At 50.5% G+C, this 22,403-nt stretch carries 23 protein-coding genes and 1 pseudogene; 12 read left to right on the plus strand and 12 right to left on the minus strand.

Annotated features, from left to right (window positions below):
• Window positions 1-170 precede the first annotated feature (170 nt).
• Window positions 171-1,544 (minus strand): MATE family efflux transporter, encoded by a 1,374-nt coding sequence (locus UC14_RS01685; protein WP_013576091.1) that lies wholly within the window; start codon window positions 1,542-1,544, stop codon window positions 171-173.
• 254 nt (window positions 1,545-1,798) lie between these two features.
• Between UC14_RS01685 and UC14_RS01690 the strand changes: the two genes are divergently transcribed.
• Window positions 1,799-2,452, plus strand: a complete 654-nt coding sequence (locus UC14_RS01690) for a riboflavin synthase (RefSeq protein WP_013576090.1) — start codon at window positions 1,799-1,801, stop codon at window positions 2,450-2,452.
• A gap of 78 nt (window positions 2,453-2,530) precedes the next feature.
• Here UC14_RS01690 and cfa read toward each other — a convergent pair whose 3' ends face one another.
• On the minus strand, window positions 2,531-3,682 hold the full coding sequence (cfa, locus tag UC14_RS01695) for a cyclopropane fatty acyl phospholipid synthase (RefSeq protein WP_013576089.1): 1,152 nt from the start codon (window positions 3,680-3,682) through the stop codon (window positions 2,531-2,533).
• A gap of 360 nt (window positions 3,683-4,042) precedes the next feature.
• Window positions 4,043-5,254: a purine nucleoside transporter PunC gene (gene punC / locus UC14_RS01700; RefSeq protein WP_112197127.1), complete on the minus strand. Its 1,212-nt coding sequence runs from the start codon at window positions 5,252-5,254 to the stop codon at window positions 4,043-4,045.
• A 136-nt stretch (window positions 5,255-5,390) separates the two neighbouring features.
• Here punC and punR point away from each other — a divergent pair, with 136 nt between their 5' ends.
• Window positions 5,391-6,296 carry a DNA-binding transcriptional activator PunR gene (punR, locus tag UC14_RS01705; RefSeq protein ID WP_013576087.1) on the plus strand — a complete coding sequence of 302 codons (906 nt, stop codon included), beginning with the start codon at window positions 5,391-5,393 and terminating at the stop codon, window positions 6,294-6,296.
• 36 nt (window positions 6,297-6,332) lie between these two features.
• Here the strand turns inward: punR and purR are convergent, their stop codons facing one another.
• Entirely contained in the window at window positions 6,333-7,358 is a 1,026-nt protein-coding gene (gene purR, locus UC14_RS01710) for an HTH-type transcriptional repressor PurR (protein ID WP_013576086.1), read from the minus strand.
• 334 nt (window positions 7,359-7,692) lie between these two features.
• On the opposite strand from purR, the gene UC14_RS27260 reads away from it, so the two are divergent.
• Window positions 7,693-7,782 (plus strand): YnhF family membrane protein, encoded by a 90-nt coding sequence (locus UC14_RS27260; protein WP_122095584.1) that lies wholly within the window; start codon window positions 7,693-7,695, stop codon window positions 7,780-7,782.
• Window positions 7,783-7,947: 165 nt separating this feature from the next.
• Here the strand turns inward: UC14_RS27260 and UC14_RS01720 are convergent, their stop codons facing one another.
• On the minus strand, window positions 7,948-8,847 hold the full coding sequence (locus UC14_RS01720; protein ID WP_112152179.1) for a C40 family peptidase: 900 nt from the start codon (window positions 8,845-8,847) through the stop codon (window positions 7,948-7,950).
• 353 nt (window positions 8,848-9,200) lie between these two features.
• Here UC14_RS01720 and UC14_RS27265 point away from each other — a divergent pair, with 353 nt between their 5' ends.
• Together UC14_RS27265 and UC14_RS01725 are read left to right on the plus strand one after the other, a co-directional pair.
• Window positions 9,201-9,329 carry a hypothetical protein gene (locus UC14_RS27265; protein WP_255347866.1) on the plus strand — a complete coding sequence of 43 codons (129 nt, stop codon included), beginning with the start codon at window positions 9,201-9,203 and terminating at the stop codon, window positions 9,327-9,329.
• A complete protein-coding gene (locus UC14_RS01725; protein WP_013576083.1) occupies window positions 9,310-9,669 on the plus strand; it encodes a Grx4 family monothiol glutaredoxin in 360 nt (119 codons plus the stop codon). Before UC14_RS27265 ends, UC14_RS01725 begins: the two co-directional genes overlap by 20 nt.
• A gap of 75 nt (window positions 9,670-9,744) precedes the next feature.
• Here UC14_RS01725 and rnt read toward each other — a convergent pair whose 3' ends face one another.
• The 3 genes and pseudogenes from rnt to UC14_RS01740 all read right to left on the minus strand — a co-directional run bounded on the left by rnt (window position 9,745) and on the right by UC14_RS01740 (window position 12,219).
• Complete coding sequence (rnt, locus tag UC14_RS01730) at window positions 9,745-10,461, minus strand: ribonuclease T (protein WP_013576082.1); 717 nt, start codon at window positions 10,459-10,461, stop codon at window positions 9,745-9,747.
• Between the two features lie 92 nt (window positions 10,462-10,553).
• A complete protein-coding gene (gene gloA / locus UC14_RS01735) occupies window positions 10,554-10,961 on the minus strand; it encodes a lactoylglutathione lyase (RefSeq protein WP_013576081.1) in 408 nt (135 codons plus the stop codon).
• A 161-nt stretch (window positions 10,962-11,122) separates the two neighbouring features.
• Window positions 11,123-12,219: pseudogene (locus UC14_RS01740) on the minus strand (alkene reductase).
• A gap of 406 nt (window positions 12,220-12,625) precedes the next feature.
• Between UC14_RS01740 and UC14_RS01745 the strand changes: the two are divergent.
• Both UC14_RS01745 and UC14_RS01750 read left to right on the plus strand, forming a co-directional pair.
• On the plus strand, window positions 12,626-12,865 hold the full coding sequence (locus UC14_RS01745; protein WP_013576079.1) for a DUF1289 domain-containing protein: 240 nt from the start codon (window positions 12,626-12,628) through the stop codon (window positions 12,863-12,865).
• Between the two features lie 129 nt (window positions 12,866-12,994).
• Entirely contained in the window at window positions 12,995-13,891 is an 897-nt protein-coding gene (locus UC14_RS01750) for an aldo/keto reductase family oxidoreductase (protein ID WP_013576078.1), read from the plus strand.
• A 5-nt stretch (window positions 13,892-13,896) separates the two neighbouring features.
• Here the strand turns inward: UC14_RS01750 and UC14_RS01755 are convergent, their stop codons facing one another.
• From UC14_RS01755 to UC14_RS01765, 3 genes are read right to left on the minus strand one after another with little or no spacing between them, the layout of a single operon-like run.
• A complete protein-coding gene (locus tag UC14_RS01755; protein ID WP_112197128.1) occupies window positions 13,897-15,948 on the minus strand; it encodes an FUSC family protein in 2,052 nt (683 codons plus the stop codon).
• A gap of 9 nt (window positions 15,949-15,957) precedes the next feature.
• Window positions 15,958-16,815, minus strand: coding sequence for an HlyD family secretion protein (locus tag UC14_RS01760; protein ID WP_013576076.1), 858 nt, complete (start codon window positions 16,813-16,815; stop codon window positions 15,958-15,960).
• Window position 16,816: 1 nt separating this feature from the next.
• A complete protein-coding gene (locus UC14_RS01765) occupies window positions 16,817-17,041 on the minus strand; it encodes a DUF1656 domain-containing protein (protein WP_015690122.1) in 225 nt (74 codons plus the stop codon).
• Between the two features lie 194 nt (window positions 17,042-17,235).
• Here UC14_RS01765 and slyA point away from each other — a divergent pair, with 194 nt between their 5' ends.
• Window positions 17,236-17,670: a transcriptional regulator SlyA gene (slyA, locus tag UC14_RS01770; RefSeq protein WP_013576074.1), complete on the plus strand. Its 435-nt coding sequence runs from the start codon at window positions 17,236-17,238 to the stop codon at window positions 17,668-17,670.
• Window positions 17,671-17,784: 114 nt separating this feature from the next.
• On the opposite strand, the gene UC14_RS01775 is transcribed toward slyA, so the two are convergent.
• A complete protein-coding gene (locus tag UC14_RS01775; RefSeq protein ID WP_013576073.1) occupies window positions 17,785-18,255 on the minus strand; it encodes a glycine zipper 2TM domain-containing protein in 471 nt (156 codons plus the stop codon).
• A gap of 397 nt (window positions 18,256-18,652) precedes the next feature.
• Between UC14_RS01775 and anmK the strand changes: the two genes are divergently transcribed.
• From anmK to tyrS, 4 genes are all read left to right on the plus strand, one after another.
• Window positions 18,653-19,771 (plus strand): anhydro-N-acetylmuramic acid kinase, encoded by a 1,119-nt coding sequence (gene anmK / locus UC14_RS01780; RefSeq protein WP_015690121.1) that lies wholly within the window; start codon window positions 18,653-18,655, stop codon window positions 19,769-19,771.
• A gap of 84 nt (window positions 19,772-19,855) precedes the next feature.
• On the plus strand, window positions 19,856-20,167 hold the full coding sequence (locus UC14_RS01785; protein WP_015690120.1) for an MliC family protein: 312 nt from the start codon (window positions 19,856-19,858) through the stop codon (window positions 20,165-20,167).
• A gap of 127 nt (window positions 20,168-20,294) precedes the next feature.
• Complete coding sequence (gene pdxH / locus UC14_RS01790; RefSeq protein ID WP_013576070.1) at window positions 20,295-20,960, plus strand: pyridoxamine 5'-phosphate oxidase; 666 nt, start codon at window positions 20,295-20,297, stop codon at window positions 20,958-20,960.
• A 162-nt stretch (window positions 20,961-21,122) separates the two neighbouring features.
• Complete coding sequence (gene tyrS, locus UC14_RS01795) at window positions 21,123-22,397, plus strand: tyrosine--tRNA ligase (protein ID WP_013576069.1); 1,275 nt, start codon at window positions 21,123-21,125, stop codon at window positions 22,395-22,397.
• Window positions 22,398-22,403: the final 6 nt, after the last annotated feature.

Genomic DNA, 22,403 nt, shown 5'->3' on the forward strand with positions numbered 1-22,403 from the left:
GACCTCTCTGAATACTGGCAAGGGAAAAAAGACATTTTCCTGTCATATTGTGCGTGACTGCCGAGCTTATGTGCATTGCGTTGTTTTTTTAGACATAACAGCCAGCGCAATAGCTGAAAAATCCGCGCGCCGGAACAGATATTCACAGCACGCGGATGAAGCCGGGGGGATTAACGGCCCGCTTTTTGCAAAATGGTGTAAGACGGTTGCTTCTGTAACCAGCGCATCCGCAATGTCATCATCAGCGCTGCGAAGGTCAGCCCCAGAATAAATCCGCACCAGAAACCGCTGGGGCCCATCTGCGGAACCAGAATATCGGTCAGTCCGAGAGCGTACCCTACCGGCAGGCCCAGCACCCAGTAAGCGACAAACGTAATATAGAAGATGGAACGTGTGTCTTTATAACCCCGCAAAATGCCGCTACCGATAACCTGAATCGCATCTGAAATCTGAAACAGCGCAGCAAAGATCAGAAGATGGGAAGCCAGAGTGACGACTTCCGGGCTGTCATTATAAAGGGAGGCAATGTGCTCGCGGAAAATGATGGCCGTCAGACTGGTGCAACAGGCCATCATAATTCCCGTTCCTATACTGGTATAAGCCGCAATCTTCGCGCCTTCAACCGACGATTCCCCCAGCCGCGAACCCACTCGAATCGTGGCGGCGACACCTAAAGACAGCGGAATGACGAACATCAGGGAACCGACGTTGAGCGCAATCTGGTGACTGGCGACAGCCACGATCCCAAGTGGGGAGACGAGCAGGGCAACGATCGCAAACAGTGTCACTTCGAAAAATAATGCCAGTGCGATTGGCATACCGAGCTGGATCAGACGGCGCAATGTCGGCCAGTCGGGTTTCGCAAACCGCGAATGCGGCTGAGTATCGCGCAGGGCACGATTGCGACGTACGTAAATCCGCATGATGAAGAACATGACCCAATATACGGTCCCCGTGGCGACACCACAGCCGACGCCACCGAGCGCGGGCGCACCGAACTTGCCGTAAATAAAAATGTAATTCACGGGAATGTTCACCAGCAGACCGATAAAGCCGAACACCATGCCTGGCTTGGTTTTTGACAAACCTTCACATTGGTCACGCAGCACCTGGAAGAATAAATAGCCCGGAGCGCCCCACATAATGGCATGCAGATAGCCGACGGCTTTTGCTTTCAGTTCGGGATCAATATTATGCATCAGGCTAAGAATATGGTCGCACTGTGACAGCACCGCGATGATCAGCACCGAAACCCCCGACGCCAGCCAGAATCCTTGCTGAACCTGATGACCAATTTTATCGCGACGCCCGGCTCCATTTAAATGCGCGATGGTTGGTGTCAGTGACAAGAGTAAACCGTGTCCGAATAAAATCGCCGGCAACCAGATTGAGGTGCCGACAGCGACGGCAGCCATGTCCGTGGCACTGACCGATCCCGCCATTATTGTGTCCACAACGCCCATGGATGTCTGGGCTATTTGCGCAAGGATGACCGGGATGGCAAGCGCTAACAAAACCCGCGCTTCTGCAAGGTACTTCTGCACAGATACACCTTTTTTCTTGATTATATTGAATAAAAAACGCCACAACAGATGGCATTAAACAGAGAGAAATAGTCCGAAGATTGTACATTGTCGGTATTTTTAAGCAAACAAAGCTGTTAATAGCTGGTTAAATAATGGAATTGAAGCAGACGGTGCTATTTCTTCTTGCAGAGATTTGGCTTTCAATTAATTCTGCGGCAAACTGAACGGAGTGACGTTTTAATACAACAGATTCAAACATTGAGGAAAAGGCTATGTTTACCGGAATTGTACAGGGAACCGGCACGGTCGTATCGATCGACGAGAAACCCAATTTCCGTACCCATGTTGTTCGTTTACCTGAAGATATGCTGGATAACCTGCAACTCGGCGCATCGGTATCACACAACGGTTGCTGCCTGACGGTGACTGAAGTGAACGGTGACCTGGTGAGTTTTGATCTGATGAAAGAAACCCTGCGCCTGACAAATCTGGGCGAACTGAAAGAGGGCGACTCAGTTAATCTGGAACGTGCAGCGCGTTTTAATGATGAAATTGGCGGACATTTAATGTCTGGTCATATTATTTGCACGGCGGAAGTGGCAAAAATCCTGACGTCAGAAAATAACCGTCAGATCTGGTTCCGTATGCCGCATGAAGATTTGATGAAATATGTATTACATAAAGGTTATATCGGGATCGACGGTATTAGTCTCACCATCGGTGAAGTGACCCGCACCCGTTTCTGTGTACATTTAATTCCGGAAACCTTGCAACGCACGACGCTGGGCACGAAACGTCTGGGCGACAAAATTAATATCGAAATCGATCCGCAAACTCAGGCGATTGTCGATACTGTCGAACGCGTATTAGCCAGTCGTGAAGCGGCAATCGCTACGGCACAGGCGATGATCGATAAAGCCGAATAAGTTATCTCAGACCCTTTATTGACATAAAAAAACCGGACATTCAGTGTCCGGTTTTTTATTAGCTAACGCATACAACCATCAGCGTGGTACGCGCATTCCGCCATCAACGCCTTGCGGGCTAAAGACGACTTGCCACAACTGAATGTCCCGGGCGCGGAAAGCACCGGCGCAGGCATTCAGGTAGTAGGTGAACATGCGGTGGAAACGTTCACCGTATTTTTCCGCCAGTTCCGGCCAGTGTTTCTGGAAGCGTTCATTCCACGCCATCAGCGTGCGGTCATAATCAGCGCCGATATTGTGCCAGTCTTCCATTACAAATAATGACTCACTGGTTTGTGCAATTTGTTGAACCGACGGCAGGCAACCGTTGGGGAAGATGTATTTATCAATCCACGGATCGACATTAAGGTCTGTTTTATTAGAACCGATGGTGTGCAGCAGGAAAATGCCGTCAGGTTTGATATTGCGTTTGGCGACATTAAAATAGGTCTGATAATTTTTCGGACCCACATGCTCAAACATCCCGACAGAAACAATGCGGTCAAACTGATCATTAAGGTCACGGTAATCCTGCAGCAGGATTGTGACATCCAGCCCTTCACAGCGTTTTTGAGCCAGTTTTTGTTGTTCAGCAGAAATCGTGACACCCACAACGCTCACGCCATAATTTCTTGCCGCAAACTCTGATAATCCACCCCAGCCGCAACCGATATCCAGCAAGCGCTGTCCCGGTTTTAATTGCAGCTTGTCACAGATCATTTTGAGTTTTGCTTCCTGTGCTTCTTCAAGCGTAGTGGCCTCTTTCCAATAGCCGCAGGAATATTGCATGTACGGGTCGAGCATCAGAGTAAATAAATCGTTGCCCAGATCATAATGCTCTTTGCCAACAATCCACGCCCGTTTGCGGGATTGCAGATTGGTCAGGCGTGCTGCGGCGACACGTAAAGTATCTTTAAAATGGTGGGGGAGTTTACTTTCCAAACCGGCACGAATAACGCGCTGGAAAAAGATATCCAGACGGTCGCATTCCCACCAACCGTCCATATAACTTTCACCGAGGCCCAGAGAACCTTCCTGTAAAACACGCTTAAAGAAGTCAGTGTTTTTTACTTTAAGGTCGAAAGGACGATTACCGTTTACCTGAATATCTGCCATCGCCAGCATTTCACTGGCGATCCGGTACCACTGATTGTCCTGAATGCTTTGATCTTCTATACACGATGAACTCATAGCTTCTCCATCACTTTCTCTTCTGACTTATTAACCTGCCGGGAAAAGCAAAGGCTATTTTTGCAGGTCTTTATGAGAACAGACGACTAGCGCCTCGCCCGATATTCGACACCAACAGAGGAAATTAAGAAGAACGCCTGCGCGCCGTAAGACGTGCAGGAAAATCATCCTTGAAAAAGTACAAAAAAATAAGTGTGACACTGTCCGCGCGTCTGGCTTAAGTATGTGATAAAAGTTTTGTAAAAGTGCTATTTTATTTGGTTTTGTTGAGTATAGGCTCGCTGGCAGGCATTCTCAATAGTTAATCGTGATGAATGAAAATGCCCGTTAAGTGACTGTTACATCAGGGTATTATCACTATTAATTAGCATGCCTTGTCTGAGCTTCCTGCTCTGATTTCTGTCCATTGTCTTGCGTGATTTCATGCCGCAAAGAGAGCCAGCGACCCAAAACTACCAACAATAGTGTAGACAGCATGATCGTGACTGTCGCCATGAGCGGATGCACAATAAATGCGGAAACCAGCAAGCTGGCAAGGAAGCACAACCCGAGCTGCAGCGTATTTTGCAATGCTGCCGCCTTGCCTGTATTAGCAGGAAACGGCATTAATGCATTTGCGACAACAATTGGGTAGGTTGCACCATTCACCAAAGCCATCAGACAGAAAGGGATCAGCAGGCTAATCAGCCCGGCATCCGTGAACATGGCAACACAGAACAAAGTCACCATACTGACGCCGTAACCCGCCAGTAACCATGGCAGAATTTTATTACCGTCCAGCTTGCTGATCACAACACGGCAACCAAAACCACCAAGCAGGAAAGCAATAGTCTGCGGGACATAGCTCAGCCCGATGGCACCGGGTGAATAACCCATGTCGCTCAGGATAAACGGTGAACCCGTTAACCACGCAAAGAATCCGGCTGAACAGGCGGCATAAATCATGACATTCCCGCTGTAAACAGGCGATTTCAGTAACGTCGCAAACCCTGTTTTATCAGCCTTCGCTTGTTTTGCAGGTTTATTCTCACGCAGAGTCAGCGTCGTCAGCACCAGGACGACGGCGACTGCGGTCAGCAGAGCAAAAATGGCTTCCCAGTCAAAATGATTGAGCACCCACGCACCAAGTAATGGTGCCAGTGCCGGAGAAAGAGCTACTAACGGCATAATGCTGGCGAAGGTTTTTTTTGCCACATCGGCAGAGAAACGGTCAACAACGATTGCCTGCCAGGTGACTGCGGCGGCACAAACGCCCATCGCCTGTAAGAAGCGCAGGGCCAGAAGGGCGCGTACATTCTCAACCCAGATAACGCCCAGACAACCGACCGCAAACAGTGTCAGACCAAGAAGCAATACCGGTTTACGGCCGATCCTGTCTGACAACGGCCCCCATAACAACTGACCGAGAGCAAATCCGCCGAGAAAAATGCTCAGACTTGCGCTGATCATTCCGGGGCTGGTCATCAGACTGGTTTGCATGGCGCTGAACGCAGGCAGATACATATCAGTGGCTAAAAAGCCCAGCATGCTCAGTCCCGCAAGATAGAGCATAAATCCAAAGGAGGGTTTCATTATCGTCTCGTTAATTTATTTATTGCAGATGATGTGATGCAGATTACATACCGGAGGCGGAGTTTAACGCTTTGATAACAGGCTTGTGAAACGCTAATATTTGCACTCTGCTATCAAAAATATTGAAGGCTGAATTATGTGGTCAGAATACGCCCTTGAAGTGGTAGATGCCGTGGCAAGAACAGGTAGTTTTAGTGCGGCAGCGCAAGATTTGCACCGTGTGCCTTCTGCTATCAGCTATACCGTCCGTCAGCTTGAGCAGTGGCTGGCCGTGCCGTTGTTTGAACGTCGCCATCGTGACGTGGTACTGACGCCTGCGGGAAAGGTTTTTGTCGATGAAGCGCGGATTCTGACAAAAAAAATGATAGCCACGCGCCGGCAGTGTCAGCAGGTGGCGAACGGCTGGCGCGGCGAATTACGTGTGGCGGTTGACCGGATTGTAAAACCCGCACGGACACGGCGTCTGGTGCTCGATTTCTACCGCCATTTTGCGGACACCGAACTCATTATTCACTCAGAAGTGTTTAATGGTGTCTGGGATGCGCTGGTTGACGGGCGGGCAGACGTGGCGATCGGTGCTACACGCGCGATACCGGTTGGCGGGGGCTTCAGTTTTCGTGACATGGGATTTATGGACTGGCATTGCGTCGTCAGCCCGCAACATCCGCTGGCTCAGTTATCCGGCGCGCTGAATGATGATGAGTTGCGGCCTTATCCTGCACTCTGTCTGGAAGACACCTCCCGGACATTGCCTAAGCGGGATACATGGACGCTTGATAACCAGCGGCGGCTGGTCGTGCCAGACTGGACCTGTGCGCTGGAATGCCTGACCGAAGGCTTATGCGTGGGTATGATGCCGGTTCATCGCGTCACGCCGTGGATAGAACAGAAAAAGTTGCAGGTGCTGACGCTGGAAAATACGTTTCCCGACAGCCCGTGTTGCCTGACGTGGGATCAAAGCAATCCGTCACCCTCGCTGGCCTGGTTGCTGGAATATATGGGCGATACAGAAACCATGAATCAGGAATGGCTGCGTGATTAGAAAAAAACGCCTGCATCTGCAGGCGTTCGATATCTGTTAACGGCGGTAATCGCGGTACGGACCATCGGCTACGGAACGGCGTTCGACCAGTTTCGGATGCACCTCAATGGTCTGAGACTCTTCACGCTTACTGACAATTCTGTCCAGCAACATGGTAAAGGCCATTTCACCCAGACGTTCTTTCGGCTGATGCACGGTTGTCAGCGCGGGGGAGAAGTAACGGGCGTTACGCACATTGTCGTAACCGATCACGGAAATATCCTGAGGAACGCGCAGGCCCAGTTCGTCTGCGGCACAGATTGCGCCCATTGCCATCACATCGCCGCCACAAAATACGGCAGTCGGGCGGTGCTTCTGCATCAGAATTTTATGCATCGCCTGATAGCCCGATTCCGGCTCGAAATCGCCCTGAACCACCCATTCGTCACGCAGCGGAATATTGGCTTCAGTCAGTGCTTTCACAAAACCCTGGAAGCGGCCACCGCCGGTATTACGTGCCAGTTGGCCCGGGATCACCCCAATATCACGATGACCGCGTTCAATCAGATAACGCCCGGCCATGTAACCCCCTTCGAAAGCATTATCAATAATGCTGTCGGTGAAGTTCTTACGCGCTTCGCCCCAGTCCATGACCACCATTGGGATCGAACGGTGCTCCTCGAGCATATTGAGCAACTCATCAGGATATTCCGCGCACATCACCAGCAAGCCATCGACGCGTTTTTGCGCCAGCATTTGCAGGTAGGCTTGTTGTTTTTCCAGATTATTATGCGAGTTACACAAAATCAGCGTATAGCCTTTGGAGAAGCAGCTGTTTTCTACGGCTTCAATCACTTCGGCAAAATAGGGCGCTTCGCTGGAGGTGGCAAGCAGACCGATCGTTTTGGTGTTATTGACCTTCAGACTGCGGGCTACAGCACTCGGCGAGTAATGTAACTCTTTGATTGCAAGGAGAACCGCTTCTTTGGTTTCTTCGGCGACGAAACGTGTTTTATTGATGACGTGCGACACGGTTGTAGTGGAAACGCCAGCGCGCTTTGCGACATCTTTAATCGTTGCCATGTAAACAATGACTCCTGAACTCACGTGTTTCAGCACGTTAGCATTATGTTAATCGTTTGCTTGCGTGGATCTCACTGCTGGCTTCTAAAAGGGCAGTGAAATCGTTGGGTGGATTCTTCAGAATGAGGCGTGAAATGCTCTCGGGTGAAATCAACCGGCACACAGGCGTGTTAACCGACAATTTTCTCTTATAATGCAGGAAAGTGGAAGTAAAATTCTCAGGGATACATTGTCATTCAGCACAAGATTTTAAATGTTAATTATGCGAAAATGCGTTGGCACACAATTAGTGTGGCTTAAAAAATGCCACAATTTGATCCGAAAGGGGGGTTTGATGGACAGCAACCTGAAATTATCGTTGATCACCACGGTATGCGCTTTGCTTATGATTATCGCTTTCAGCTTCACTGCGGTGATGAACTGATTCAGTAAGTGAACCGCTATAAAAAAGGGCGATTCCTGTTACAGGAATCGCCCTTTTCAATTTTACGCAGTGGCCGTTACCGCCGATACTCTTCCCTGCAGAAACTCTTCGTTAAATGCTATTCAATGGCTGATTAGCGAAACTTCAGACTTAACGAATTGTTTATTATCGGATCGTTTTCGGCGTCATTACCCGGCGTGCACCCACATAATGATCTTGCCAGTAATCGTCGCCGAGAGAGGTGATTTTAATGTCTTCGCCCGTTCTTGGAGACTGAATAAACTTGCCGTTCCCCACGTAAACACCAACATGGTCTGCAGCGCCGCGGTTATTGATTCTGAAGAACACCAGATCACCGCTTTCAAGTTCGCCGCGTTTGACCGGAGCCGCATCGCGCAGGTGATACATTTCATTCGCTGTGCGTGGCATTTTAATACGGATCAAATCTTTGTAGGCGTAATAGACTAAGCCGCTGCAATCAAAACCGGTATTCGGCGAGGTTCCGCCCCAGCGATATGGTTTTCCTACCTGATGCATCAGTTTGGTCATCGCCGTTTGCTGGGCATGCTGATAGCGTTTTTTATGCGTTGCACTTAGCGTAATCGGTTTGCTGTCTTCTTCGGGCTTTTTACCTTTACGGTGCCGGCCATACGCTTCTTTTTTACTGACCCTTTCCGTGCTGTTTTTCGCGAGTGAACGGGTTTTGGCGTGTTTCTCTGTTTTGCTTTCGGCCCGCGTGGTCTTCAGTGTCTTTTCTTTTTTACTTTCGGCCCGGGTCGTTTTGACACTTTTCTCCGTCGTGGTCTTTCGTTTAGCCAGTTCGGTACTTTTAACTTTCTTCTTCGAATTCTTGTCCTGAATTTTTTGTTCTGTCACTGGCGCGATTTTAGTTTTTTTACTGGTTTTCGCGGCCACCGTTTTTCGCTTTCGCCGTTCTTCAGGTGCAGCCTGATTAACATGGCTTTTACGCTGATCGGCAGAAACACGTGTCTGCGGCGATGCATGTGCCATATTCAGAAATAGCTGGGTAAAGAGCAGCACAAAAAGCGTGAACAGTAAGCGCATAGCTTCGTTACCATGAGTGGTAGGTTAAACATCAGGGATGTCAGAGTATTGCCTAAAAGAACCTGACAAAAAAGCACGAATTGACTCGATTCTAGATCATATTGTGAGAAAAAGTTAATGGCTTTTTTTATGTCGAAATAACCGCCATTTTTAGTCAAAAAAATAACCACTTTTCATGGTGTTAATATTTGAGTTAAAGAATGGAATTTTGCAAATCTGGCGTTATCGGTGAACGCCAAAAATGTTATTCTCAATGAATGTTTAAAGATGTGAGCCTGAGCGCACACATTAAAGATTGTTAAACAAAATGCCAGTATTGAGAAAGACCCCACAAAAAATGGCGTTTTTATCTGATGGCTGCCATCGTTACAATAGAAGGTATTGTGATTGCGCACCGTCTCTTTATGCTGCGCGTGAAGAGTAATGATCGTGACAGCCTGTACCGGCTTGAGGAAGCAAGAAATGACCACTCCAACAATTGAAAAAATTCAGAAGCAAGTTTCTGAAAACCCGATTCTGCTGTACATGAAAGGTTCGCCGAAACTGCCAAGCTGCGGTTTCTCCGCTCAGGCTGTTCAGGCGCTTTCAGCCTGTGGCGAGCGTTTCGCTTACGTGGATATCCTGCAGAACCCGGACATCCGTGCTGAGATGCCAAAATTTGCTAACTGGCCAACGTTCCCGCAACTGTGGGTTGACGGTGAACTGGTTGGCGGCTGCGACATCGTGGTTGAGATGTTCCAGCGCGGCGAACTGCAGCAGTTGATCAAAGAAACCGCTGAGAAATACAAATCTTCTGAAGAGAGTAATACGACAGAAGACTAACGGTTTTTCGGCCGGAAAGTAAAAAGAGCGACATGATGTCGCTCTTTTTTTGTCTTCAGTTCGGTGCAAAAGTTGTTATTGCTGATTTTCTTCCGATGCTGTTTCGTCTTCGACTTCTTCGTCTGAAAGCGCCAGAGGCCAGCCGCCTAAGCGTTTCCAGCGGTTGACCAGCTCGCAGAACAACTCGGCTGTGCGCTCGGTGTCATACAACGCAGAATGTGCCTGGCTGCTGTCAAAGACGATGCCCGCGCTGATACAGGCTTTTGCCAGCACCGTTTGCCCAAGCACCAGCCCGCTTAATGCGGCGGTATCAAACGTGGCAAAAGGGTGGAACGGATTACGTTTCAGTCCGGCACGTTCAGCCGCTGCCATCAGGAAGCTGTGATCAAAATTGGCGTTGTGCGCCACGATGATCGCGCGGTTACAGTTTTGCTCTTTCATCCCTTTACGGATGACTTTGAAAATCTCGTGCAGGGCTTCATATTCACTGACTGCACCGCGTAACGGATTGGTCGGATCGATACCGTTAAACGCCAGGGCTTCCGGCACCAGTATCGCGCCTTCAAAGGGCTCGACGTGGAAATGCACGGTCTCATCGCTTTGCAGCCAGCCGTCCTCATCCATCTTCAGGGTGATGGCTGCAATTTCCAGCAGCGCATCGGTTTTGGCATTAAATCCGGCGGTTTCTACGTCGATAACCACGGGATAAAAACCACGAAAACGGCCTCTCAGGGCGTTAATGTCACTATTCTCGGCCATTAGTTTCTTATCTTCATCGAATTCAGCACGCATTATGGCAAATTTTGCCGCCACTTGCAGGGTTGTGGCAAAAATGGGTCAATAAAAAAGGGCGCGATTGCGCCCCTGTCAGTGTTCGGGGAAGATTAATTCCCCAGCCCCTGACCTGCGTGTTTGGATTCGATCAGCTCGATTTTATAGCCGTCCGGATCTTCTACAAACGCGATAATGGTAGATCCGCCTTTGACCGGGCCGGCTTCACGGGTCACTTTCCCGCCTGCATTACGGATGTCATCACAGGTTTGCGCGACGTTATCAACGCCCAATGCGATATGACCGTAAGCCGTGCCGATGTCATAGCTGTCGACGCCCCAGTTATAGGTCAGTTCGATCACTGCACCTTCACTTTCTTCGGTATAACCGACGAAAGCCAGAGAGTATTTATATTCAGTGTTTTCGCTGGTACGCAGCAAACGCATACCTAAAACATCGGTATAGAAGCTGATAGCACGTTGCAGATCGCCAACGCGAAGCATGGTGTGGAGTAAACGCATAGGTTCCTCTTTATTTGCAGGATGAGAGTTAACGGGTCAAGCCTAACTGATAGCCGCCGTTTTGTCTGTATTACGGCGACGGCTTGTTGAATGACTGACCAAAAAAAACAGCAGAAGGAGGGCCTCTTCTGCTGCAAGAAGTGAATCACTCTTTTTAATTATTACAGTGTCGGATAATCGGTATAGCCTTGCGCACCGCCGCCGTAGAAAGTTTCCGGTTTGGGTTCGTTGAGAGGCGCATGAGATTTCAGGCGCTCAACCAGATCAGGGTTCGCGATATAGCTGCGGCCAAATGCCACGGCATCGATATAACCTTTTTCGATCAGTTCTTCGCCTTTTTCTGCGGTGTAAGCACCAGCCCCCACAATCACACCCTGATAATGCGCACGGATCACCGCCCGGAATTCTGTGGAGTAAGGTTTGCCGCCAGCCCAGTCCGGTTCGGAGATATGCAGGTAAGCGAGTTTGCGCTTGTTCAGTTCATCGAGCAGGTAGATAGCCGCCTGTTCCTGATCTTCGCCGTTATCCAGCCCGTTGAAGGGACCCATCGGCGAAATGCGGATGCCCACACGTTCAGCGCCAATAGCCCCGATGGCAGCATCAACCACTTCCAGCGTCAGACGGGTACGGTTTTCAATGCTGCCGCCGTATTCATCTTCACGCAGGTTGGACGCCGGAGACATAAACTGATGCAGCAGATAGCCGTGCGCGGCATGCAGTTCGATGTAATCGAAACCAGCTTCGGCGGAGCAGGCGGCAGCATGACGGAAATCATTCACGATCCCCGGAATTTCGCTGAGCGCTAAGCGCGCGGTGTCGGGCAATCGACACGAATGGCGTGACCTTGCTCATCACGCAAGCTGGTCCGCGTGTTCGGGTTGACGGCCGAAGGCGCGACCGGTGTCTGGTTGTCAGGCTGAACGCTGTTATGCGAGATACGTCCGGTGTGCCACAGCTGAACCGCAATGCGCCCGTCTTTCTGATGTACGCCGTCCACGATTTTTTTCCATGCAGCGACTTGTTCCGGCGTATGCAGGCCAGGTGCGCCGGCATACCCTTTCGCCTGGAATGAAACCTGAGTGGCTTCAGTAATGATCAGGCCAGAACTGTGGCGCTGTGCGTAATATTCGCCCATGAGCGGTGTAGGGATGTCACCCGGTTCGATGCTGCGCAGACGGGTAAGCGGTGCCATAAAGACACGGTTAGACAACGTGTTTTTACCGACAACAATGGGGGTGAAAAGCTTGGTCATTTCAATAACTCCGACGTTAATGGACTGATCGGTAAGACGTTCATGGATAACTTTCACGTCAAACGACCCTTTCTTAATGCCACCTTTCTATCGCATCTGACCTGTTTGTGACTACGCGCACGGTGCTTTTTCACCAAACGCATCCTGATTTCAGGTTTGCATCCATACTTTAAGGGCAAAAAAGATTGAAAAAGAGCCGGCGGGTGCCGGCTGAGGTGAGGGCAAACCTCTGTTTTCTTGGTGAGGGCTTGCGAAACAGTAGGGCCATTTTCCGACAGGTGAAAACGGCTAAACGGACGGTAGCAGATCTGTGTTGCAGATATTTGAAGAATGAAACACAAGACGTAAATTACCTTGCGGGATAGCAGGAAAGCGTCTTGAATAAATGTTCACCATGATTTGCGGAGGGTGTGTGGCTCAGCAGCTCGAATTTTTTGACATCCCCAGTCCATGCCGTGGCATTTGTCAGGCTGATGAACGCGGTTATTGCCGTGGCTGCCTGCGCAGCCGCGAGGAGCGTTTCGGCTGGATAAAAATGACTGACACAGAAAAACGCCATGTGCTGCGGTTATGTCAGCAACGCCTGCTGCGCCAGCAACGTGCAGGAAAACAGCCGGACGAACCCTTGCCGCAGCAACCGGAGTTGTTCTGATTTCACCTGTCGTTTACCGCCATCGTGACGGCGGTCCGCTTCCTGACAATTCTTGCTCGTCGCATCAATACAGCACCACGGGCGTTGTGTATTCTGTGGGTCGAAAATCGAAAATATAAGGGATTCACAATGGAAGCACACACCCCGATTTCTCCGCAAGGGCCGGTATTTTCAACGCTGATTTGTGGTTACTGGCGGCTGATGGAATGGAACATGACGCCGCAACAGGTTCTGGCGTTCATGGAACAGCACATTGAAATGGGCATTACGACAGTCGATCATGCAGATATTTATGGCGGCTATCAGTGTGAAGCGGCATTTGGTGAGGCGTTGCGTCTTAACCCCTCTTTGCGCGAAAAAATGCAACTGGTCAGTAAATGCGGCATCGCCACCACGGCAGATCCCGACAACAAAATCGGTCATTACATTACGGATACGCAGTACATTGTGGATCGTGCGGAGCAATCACTGCGCAATCTGCGTACCGATTATCTGGATTTATTGCTGATCCACCGCCCGGATCCGCTGATGGATGCCGATGAAGTCGCTGAGGCGTTCACGCGGTTGCATAAAAGCGGCAAAGTAAAACATTTCGGTGTGTCCAACTTCACCCCGGCACAGTTCAGCTTGTTGCAATCGCGTCTGCCGTTTTCGCTGGTGACCAATCAGCTAGAAATTTCCCCCATTCATCAGCCCGCCATTCTTGACGGCACGTTGGATCTTTGCCAGCAACTGCGTATCAAACCGATGGCGTGGTCCTGTCTGGGGGGCGGTCGTCTGTTCAGCGATACAGAATTCCAGCCGCTGCGTGATGAACTTCAGACTGTGGCGAATGAAATTGGCGCAGACACTATTGAACAGGTGGTCTACGCCTGGGTCATGCGGCTGCCGTCTCAGCCGTTGCCGATTATCGGCTCGGGCAAAATCGGGCGCGTGCAGTCAGCGCTGAAGTCATTGTCTCTGGAAATGACCCGTCAGCAATGGTTCCGCATTCGTAAAGCCGCATTAGGATTTGATGTACCTTAATGTTTTCACGCGGGTTTTGTGGCGCTGACAGCGGGATCCGCCGGGCCATCTTCTGTTGAGATGGCCTGCTGCAATTGTGACAGCGAGCAGTATAAACGCCAGATCACGCCTGCCAGTTCACGCGCTGCAGGTTCCGGATGGTGAGCCAGTGAATTGCTCATCCGCATTAACTCAATCAACGTGGCGTCCAGATTTTCATGGCTGACGCCGCGCTCCGTCATTACCCCTTTCAGACAATGAATACACACGTCCCGCACCGCAGACAGCGGATCCGAGCGGGTTTCCCATTCGCGTAACTGCCAGACAATATGGCTGCAATTAAGCAGCACCACACCCCAGCGCAATAACCAGGTTCGTGAGAGGTGATCTTTACTTTGATTGAGCTGATTCATCCGGTGATAAATCAGGGATTCAAACTGGAAATGGCTCAGCGAGGGGTTACGGCTAAGCTGATCCATAAAATCACGACGCAGGGCGCGGATAATGCGACGGCTTTTGCGCTTATCAGAGCTGGGCCTTAACACCTGAAAGGCAATCCCGGCCAACATCACACCGGCAATTTTCGCTACGCCGTCATTCATAAAAGACTGATAGTCGTAATCCGGCGGATTCGTGACGGCTAAAAAAGATCCCATAAACACAATCATTTGCCCCCATAAACCGGCGTAACGTTTGTATTGTAGTTTCATCATCTGCATCGTCACTAACATCGGCAGGAAGAAAGCGCAGAACACCCAGAAATTGTCGATTTGGACCATCAGCCCGAATTTCAGCAGGAAACAGCCGATAAACAGTAACCCCAATGATTTTATTAACAGCGTGATACTGCTGATCGGCGAGGCCGTGGAAGAATAAAGCACGCAACTGACAGCCGTCAGCGCCACCGCACCGGCACCTGAATCCCACTGTGTCGTCATCCAGAAGGCGCAACCGATCACAATACACAAAAATGTCCGCAGCCCGTTGTACGCGGCCTCAAGGGTATCGGTGTGCTGGGCAAGATGGCTGATTTTCGGTGGCTGGAGAGTGTCGGCTTTGGCTGCGTTGGCATTTTCCACCCGCTGCAACCAACGTTCACTGCGAAGATATAGCCAGCAAAAATCGCGTAAACGGTGCCAGAAAGCCTGATGGCGGAAATCAGACGTATCCTGTGGCTGAATATGCAGCAGAATTCTGGACAGCTTGAATTTATCCGTGTCCGGCTTACGCAGTTCATCAAGCAAAACGACCAGTACCTCTTGTAAGTTTTCCGGGGGATTGGGCCAGTTCAGCAGCATCCGGCGCAGGCTGGAAATGTAGCTGGTCATGCGTAATTGCTGATGCAGTAAATAATTAACGACATTATTTTGGCGACGCAGGCGGTAATGGCTCCAGAATGCCTGGATACGCAGAAGATTCATGGTCAGGATCTGGCCGATCAATCCTTCGTGCGACGTTCTGATCTGATCTGAAATTTCCGTACGCCACAACAATTGCGCATGTTCCAGCAACCGGGTATGCATTTTGCGCAGCGAGGTGAGCAGGGCATCACTGTCGGACGTACTGGGCAGCACCATCATCATAAAACCACCGCACAAAATACCGGTGATGACTTCGCCGACACGCGCCTGTGCGATATCAAAAATCTGTGTCGCATCGGTGACGTCTACGGTGGAGAACGCAATGATTGCCGCCGTGTAACCTGCCAGGGCAAACGCATAAGAGACGTTGTTCTGATAATGGTTGGAGACGTAGGTACAAATCCCCAGCCATGCGGCAATGGCAAAAGTGAAGAGCCAGGGCTCATTCAGACAATGTCCGGCAATAAACACCGCGCCCACGGCACCCAGCAGGCTGCCCATAATTCGCCCGATACTTTTACTGATAACGCCGCCGACGGTGGGGAAACTCACCACCGCTGCCGAGGTCAGGGCCCAGTAAGGCTCGTCCATCTGAAATTCAAAAGCGATATAAAGCGCCAGTATCATCGCGATGGAATTGCGCAGGGCGTAGCGCCATTGTCCCCAACTGGCCTTTCCCCACGGAGTATTTTTCCATTCGAGCCAGGAAAGATTCACTGCGCCACCTTAATTACGGATTGCGATTGTGCAGGTGGTTCCGGCAACCAGCACCACGTGTTCCGGCACATTCTCAAGCTGAATACGCACCGGCACGCGCTGGGCCAGACGTACCCACGGCACATTGGGTTTCACATTCATCAGCAAATCTTCCGGGGCATCGAGGCTCTGGTCATAAATAGCCCGGCCAATACTTTCGACCCGACCCTGCAACGGAATATTGCCGTTAAATAGTGTGATATCCGCCATGTTGCCTTCGCGAATATTTTTGAGTTTGGTTTCTTCGAAATATCCCAGAATGTAGAAAGAATGAATATCCACCAGCCCGACCAGCGGTGTCCCGGACGTGGCATAGTTTCCACGGCGAGTTTGCAGATTGGTGATATAACCATCAGTCGGCGCAACAATTGTGGTTTTACTTAGATTCCATTTGGCCTGTTCTAATGATGCCTGTGCCGCCTGATAGGCCGCCTGCATAGCTTTGGCGCTGATATTGGATTCATCGAGGGATTCGGCGGAAATAACATTGGTACCCAGCCCTCTGCGGCGCCGGGCTTCGTGACTGGCTTTGGCTAAATCAGCCGCGGCTTTCGCTACCGCAGCTTCGGCATTATCAACAGCGATTTTAAAAGGCACCGGATCCAGACTGAAAAGCGGGTCTCCGCTTTTAACAAACTGGTTATCATGGATATTTATTTCAATAATGCGCCCCGAAACTTCCGGCGTGATATTGACAATCTCGGCGCGCACTTTGCCGTCCCGGGTCCAGGGCGATTGCATATAATAATTCCACATCCACCAGCCTGCACAAATTGCGACCGCGAAAACCAGCACGGTAGAGAAATATTTGAGTGTCTTAAATTTCATTTCAGAGGTTCACCATAAGCATCAGTGCGGCACAAATAGAGATCACAAAAAGAGATAAATCCATCAGGGTGGGATGCCAGACTTCACCGGAATAAATCCAATCACGCAGCACGCGATGTATCAAAAGCCAGAATACGAATCCCAGTAAAAATGCTTTGAACATCGGGGGGAAATAAAGTGAGGCACCCAGGACCAGATCCGGTAGCGGGAAGCCTGAGTGAAACATTTGCGCATTCACAATATTAATCTCTGCCAGTGATTGTGTTATAAACAAGCTTAACTTTGGAAGCAGAGACTCTGCTTCCGGATGCAATCGTACCTACTATTATATATAGAATTGTAATTTCTCGATTAATGTTCCTAAAACTAAGCTAAACTCTGGGGAGTTATCTTAGCATGCTAATTATAAGGAGGGGATAATTGGAATCGAATCTGGGGTCAGATCTAGCACGATTAGTTCGTGCCTGGCGTGCGTTGATTGACGATCGGTTAAAACCGTTGGAACTCACGCAAACACATTGGGTAACACTTCATAATATCAATATGTTACCTCCGGAGCAGTCTCAGATTCAGCTGGCGAAAGCCATCGGGATTGAGCAACCGTCTCTGGTTCGTACGCTTGATCAACTGGAAGAAAAGAAGCTGATCACCCGTCAGACTTGTGCGAGCGATCGCCGTGCTAAGCGCATCAAGCTGACTGAAGAAGCCGCACCGATCATTAATGAAATGGAATCAGTTATTGATTGCACGCGTAAAGAGATTTTGTCCGGCATGTCTTCTTCTGAAATCGAACAACTGGGCGGGATGTTGTCCCGGCTGGAAAAAAATATTGCTTCCCTGCAAAGCAAATCATAAAAATCGACTTTTATTACGTCACACAGCGTTGCTTTTGATCCGACAGAAAAGAATTACCCATAAAAAAAAAACCGAAGCCACTGGCTTCGGTTTTTTGCGTTGAGACCGGGAAAATCAGGCGCCAGGGGACACAGTAATTGTGCTACCGCTGCTGGCCATGCTCACACGCTGGCCGACGCTGAATTTGGTTGCTCCGACTTTCTGAACCACCTGAATGGTTGTACCGTCATCACGACGAATTTGCAGTTCTACGCCGTTTGAACGGTTAAGCGAACTTTGCACACCCTGACCTGCAACGCCACCTGCGACTGCACCTGCAGCGGTTGCCAGACTACGTCCGGTACCCCCACCGACGGTATTCCCCAGGAAACCACCCAATACCGCACCACCAAGTGCGCCGACGATGTTTGCATCATCTCCGCCCTGGATTTGTACTGCACGGGTAGACACGATGGTGCCGTAGGTCACTTGCTGAATTTGCTTCGCCTGGGATGCGGAGTAAACATCGCCAGACAGAGAGTTATCGCTGACGCAGCCAGCAAGGGAAACACCGGCAAGGGCGACGACGAGTAAACGCTTAATCATAAATAGCTCCTTTATTATGCTGCTGCATACGTTTGAGAGTAGCGGCACCAACAGAGAAAAAACAGTGCACAAGTTCAACATCAGTGTCGAAGGTGTCATATAACATACTTGTTTCACTTCCACCTAGTATACAGAAGGCGTGCTCAACTAATAATAAACGCAGGTTTACGTTTTAGACAGCAAAGTGCGCAATCAAAAATACGGGTATCCGATGTTGTTATTGGTGGTTTTTACAACACGGCTATTTTCAGGAATAAAAAACGTAACAAGAAAAACACGAAGTCATCACACCATGTAATAAAAAATCAGTAACTCATGGCGTTGCCCTTCAAATACCGATTACTCTGTGGTGATTACTTTTTCTGACGAGTTTCCTGGAGAGTTAAGGATGTTATCTATGAAGTCAGGTCGCTATATCGGTGTGATGTCCGGCACCAGTCTCGACGGTGTTGATGTCGTACTGGCCGCCATTGATGAGCACATGGTCGCGCAGCAAGCCAGCTATTCACATCCTATTCCTCTGGCTTTGAAAAATGCGATCCTCGGGATGTGTCAGGGCCAACAGGTGACGCTTGAACAGGTCGGGACGCTTGATACTCAGCTGGGTATTTTGTTCGGTGAGGCCGTATTAGGTTTGTTGAAAAATGCCAATATCTCCCCTGACGAAGTGACCGCCATTGGCTGCCACGGGCAAACTGTCTGGCACCAGCCGAAAGGTGACACGACATTTTCTATGCAGCTGGGTGATAACAACCGCATTGCGGCCATGACCGGCATTACCACCGTGGGCGATTTCCGTCGCCGGGATATGGCATGGGGCGGGCAGGGCGCGCCGCTGGTGCCTGCTTTCCATCAGGCATTGCTGGCTGATCCGGCCGAGCGCCGTATGATCCTCAATATTGGCGGCATCGCGAATCTTTCAATGCTGCTGCCGGGCCAGCCGGTGCGTGGTTACGATACCGGTCCGGGAAATATGTTGATGGATGCGTGGGTCTGGCGTCATCTGGCACAGCCATATGATAAAGGGGCTGAATGGGCAAATCAGGGGCGGGTGAACTTACGTTTGCTCCAGCAGATGCTGTCTGATCCTTACTTTGCCGAACCTGCACCGAAAAGTACCGGGCGTGAATATTTCAATATGGCGTGGCTGGAAAAGCAACTGGCGCGTGCTCCTGAAATCTCCCCGCCGGATGTGCAGGCGACGCTGGCTGAACTGACCGCAGTAAGCATCGCCGAGCAAGTGCAACTGGCTGGCGGATGCGACCGGCTGATGGTGTGTGGCGGCGGGGCGCGCAATCCGTTACTGATGGCGCGACTCTCAGCCATGTTGCCGGGCACGGAAGTTTGCACCACGGATGCCTGCGGTATCAGCGGTGATGACATGGAAGCACTGGCGTTTGCCTGGCTGGCATTCCGCACGTTATCCGGTCAGCCGGGCAATTTGCCGTCGGTTACCGGTGCAAGTCGTGAAACTCTGCTCGGCGCAATTTATCCGGTTGTTTCAACCCGTTCCTGATGCGTTCTCGGTTTTATCTCAATGTGCTGCGCCTGCGGGCGTGGTACATAAAAGAGATAATTGAAGACCATCAGGGAGCACCGAATGAAAAAGGCGATTATCGCTACGTTAGCAGGATTCACACTGGCAGGATGCAGCCAGTTCAGCCACCAGACCGAAAGTCCGACAGAAGAATTACACTACCAGTGCGGGACCTTACCGCTGACGGTCACGCTGGATAAACCGGCGCAGCAGGTCAGTATGGTTCTCGATGGTGAACAGCTGAAACTGAAACAGATTGAGTCCGCTTCTGGCACCCAATACAGCGATGGCCATTACACGTTCTGGTCTAAAGGTAATCAGGCCTTTGTGCAGCGTGGTGAGAACGTCATTATCGACGACTGCGTCCAAAAATAACCCCTTTCATACTTCGAGTTGCAGATGCGCTGGCTGCGTTTACTCCGCGCCGCGTCAGGAACATTGAGATCCTGACGCGGCGGGTGCACAATGCGCTTACCTTCCTTAGATACGCAACTTAATCCATATGTCTGATAACAAAGAGTTTGATATTGCGGACTCGCGCCGCGAATACACCCGTGGCGGGCTGCGTCGTGCTGATTTAACCCCTGAGCCGCTGCCTTTGTTTGAACACTGGCTGAAACAGGCCTGTGACGCCCGTCTGGCTGACCCGACGGCGATGGTGGTGGCGACGGTTGATGAGCGCGGACAGCCTTTCCAGCGCATTGTGCTGCTTAAGCACTACGACGAAAAGGGGCTGGTGTTTTACACCAATCTGGGGAGTCGCAAGGCGCAGCAACTGGCAAACAACTCACGCATCAGCCTGTTGTTTCCGTGGCACATGCTGGACCGGCAGGTGATTGTGCTCGGCCAGGCAGAACGTCTCTCTACGCTGGAAGTCATGAAATACTTCACCAGCCGCCCGAAAGATAGCCAGATCGGCGCATGGGTTTCGCAGCAGTCCAGCCGAATTTCGGCACGCGGCGTGCTCGAAAGCAAATTCCTCGAACTGAAACAGAAATTCAGCAATGGCGAAGTGCCGCTGCCAAGTTTCTGGGGCGGTTTCCGCGTCAAAGTGGATTCGATGGAGTTCTGGCAGGGCGGTGAACATCGTCTGCACGATCGGTTCATTTACCAGCGTGACGAAGCAGAGCCTCAAACTGGCTGGAAAATAGACCGCCTCGCCCCCTGACCACGAAAAAATACGCGATTTCCTAGCGCTCGGACGACGGGCGCTTTATTCTATGTCGTTCCCCGTAAAGGTGAGAGAAAAGGCACATGCACGGCATGATGTCAGACATGAATCTGCACACATTCAGTACATATTTCTGAGTACAAACAAACGGAGTCTTTGATGGCGAGCAGCAACCTGATTAAACAATTGCAAGAGCGGGGCCTCATTGCCCAGGTGACGGATGAAGAAGCGTTAGCAGAGCGACTGGCGCAAGGGCCAATTGCACTCTATTGCGGTTTCGATCCTACCGCAGACAGCTTGCATTTGGGACATCTGGTGCCTTTGCTTTGCCTGAAACGCTTTCAGCTGAACGGGCACAAGCCAGTGGCTCTGGTGGGTGGCGCAACCGGTCTGATCGGCGATCCGAGCTTTAAAGCCACGGAGCGCAAGCTGAACACCAATGAAACCGTGAATGAATGGGTTGAGAAAATCCGCCAGCAGGTTTCGCCGTTCCTGGATTTCAGCTGTGGCGAAAACAGCGCTATCACCGCCAATAACTATGACTGGTTCGGCAGCATGAACGTGCTGACTTTCCTGCGTGATATCGGTAAGCACTTCTCTGTTAACCAGATGATCAATAAAGAAGCGGTGAAACAGCGTCTGAACCGTGATGACAGTGGTATCTCCTTCACTGAATTCTCTTACAACCTGTTGCAGGGTTACGATTTTGCCTCCCTCTACGATCTGCACAAAGTTGAGCTGCAAATCGGCGGTTCGGACCAGTGGGGTAACATTACGTCAGGTATCGATCTGACCCGTCGTCTGCATCAGAAACAAGTGTTTGGCCTGACCGTTCCGTTGATCACCAAATCTGACGGCACTAAATTTGGTAAAACTGAAGGTGGCGCAGTCTGGCTGGATCCGAAGAAAACCAGTCCGTACAAATTCTACCAGTTCTGGATCAACACGGCGGATGCTGACGTTTACCGCTTCCTGAAATTCTTCACCTTCATGAGCATTGAAGACATCAATGCGCTGGAAGAAGAAGATAAAACCAGCGGTAAAGCGCCACGCGCACAGTACGTTCTGGCTGAGGAAGTCACCGGTATGGTTCATGGTGCAGAAGGTCTGGCGGCCGCAAAACGCATTACGCAGAGCCTGTTCTCCGGTTCCCTGAGCGAGATGACAGAGGTCGATTTCGGCCAGCTTGCGCAGGATGGCCTGGAACTGTTTGAAGTGCCTCGTGATACGGATCTGCAACAGGCGCTGGTTATCGCCGGTATGGCACCGTCGAAAGGCCAGGCGCGTACCATGATTTCCTCTAACGCGGTTTCTGTAAATGGCGAAAAACAGACGGATACAGAATACAGCTTCGCTGACAGTGATCGTCTGTTTGGCCGTTATACCTTGCTGCGTCGCGGTAAAAAGAACTATACGCTGTTGCTCTGGGCATAAGTTTTA

This window comes from Rahnella sp. NRRL B-41462 (assembly GCF_003263525.1).
Lineage (GTDB): Bacteria > Pseudomonadota > Gammaproteobacteria > Enterobacterales > Enterobacteriaceae > Rahnella > Rahnella aceris.

What these genes read in the sequence shown, in the direction of transcription:
- pdxH (WP_013576070.1), top strand. Translation starts at nt 20,295, where the DNA reads ATGTCTGATAACAAAGAGTTTGATATTGCGGACTCGCGCCGCGAATAC.
- UC14_RS27260 (WP_122095584.1), top strand. Translation starts at nt 7,693, where the DNA reads ATGGACAGCAACCTGAAATTATCGTTGATCACCACGGTATGCGCTTTG.
- UC14_RS27265 (WP_255347866.1), top strand. Translation starts at nt 9,201, where the DNA reads ATGGCTGCCATCGTTACAATAGAAGGTATTGTGATTGCGCACCGTCTC.
- punC (WP_112197127.1), bottom strand. Translation starts at nt 5,254, where the DNA reads ATGAAACCCTCCTTTGGATTTATGCTCTATCTTGCGGGACTGAGCATG.
- UC14_RS01760 (WP_013576076.1), bottom strand. Translation starts at nt 16,815, where the DNA reads ATGAAATTTAAGACACTCAAATATTTCTCTACCGTGCTGGTTTTCGCG.
- UC14_RS01785 (WP_015690120.1), top strand. Translation starts at nt 19,856, where the DNA reads ATGAAAAAGGCGATTATCGCTACGTTAGCAGGATTCACACTGGCAGGA.
- punR (WP_013576087.1), top strand. Translation starts at nt 5,391, where the DNA reads ATGTGGTCAGAATACGCCCTTGAAGTGGTAGATGCCGTGGCAAGAACA.
- UC14_RS01720 (WP_112152179.1), bottom strand. Translation starts at nt 8,847, where the DNA reads ATGCGCTTACTGTTCACGCTTTTTGTGCTGCTCTTTACCCAGCTATTT.
- rnt (WP_013576082.1), bottom strand. Translation starts at nt 10,461, where the DNA reads ATGCGTGCTGAATTCGATGAAGATAAGAAACTAATGGCCGAGAATAGT.
- UC14_RS01725 (WP_013576083.1), top strand. Translation starts at nt 9,310, where the DNA reads ATGACCACTCCAACAATTGAAAAAATTCAGAAGCAAGTTTCTGAAAAC.
- UC14_RS01765 (WP_015690122.1), bottom strand. Translation starts at nt 17,041, where the DNA reads ATGTTTCACTCAGGCTTCCCGCTACCGGATCTGGTCCTGGGTGCCTCA.
- cfa (WP_013576089.1), bottom strand. Translation starts at nt 3,682, where the DNA reads ATGAGTTCATCGTGTATAGAAGATCAAAGCATTCAGGACAATCAGTGG.
- UC14_RS01775 (WP_013576073.1), bottom strand. Translation starts at nt 18,255, where the DNA reads ATGATTAAGCGTTTACTCGTCGTCGCCCTTGCCGGTGTTTCCCTTGCT.
- UC14_RS01750 (WP_013576078.1), top strand. Translation starts at nt 12,995, where the DNA reads ATGGAAGCACACACCCCGATTTCTCCGCAAGGGCCGGTATTTTCAACG.
- anmK (WP_015690121.1), top strand. Translation starts at nt 18,653, where the DNA reads ATGAAGTCAGGTCGCTATATCGGTGTGATGTCCGGCACCAGTCTCGAC.
- gloA (WP_013576081.1), bottom strand. Translation starts at nt 10,961, where the DNA reads ATGCGTTTACTCCACACCATGCTTCGCGTTGGCGATCTGCAACGTGCT.
- purR (WP_013576086.1), bottom strand. Translation starts at nt 7,358, where the DNA reads ATGGCAACGATTAAAGATGTCGCAAAGCGCGCTGGCGTTTCCACTACA.
- tyrS (WP_013576069.1), top strand. Translation starts at nt 21,123, where the DNA reads ATGGCGAGCAGCAACCTGATTAAACAATTGCAAGAGCGGGGCCTCATT.
- UC14_RS01690 (WP_013576090.1), top strand. Translation starts at nt 1,799, where the DNA reads ATGTTTACCGGAATTGTACAGGGAACCGGCACGGTCGTATCGATCGAC.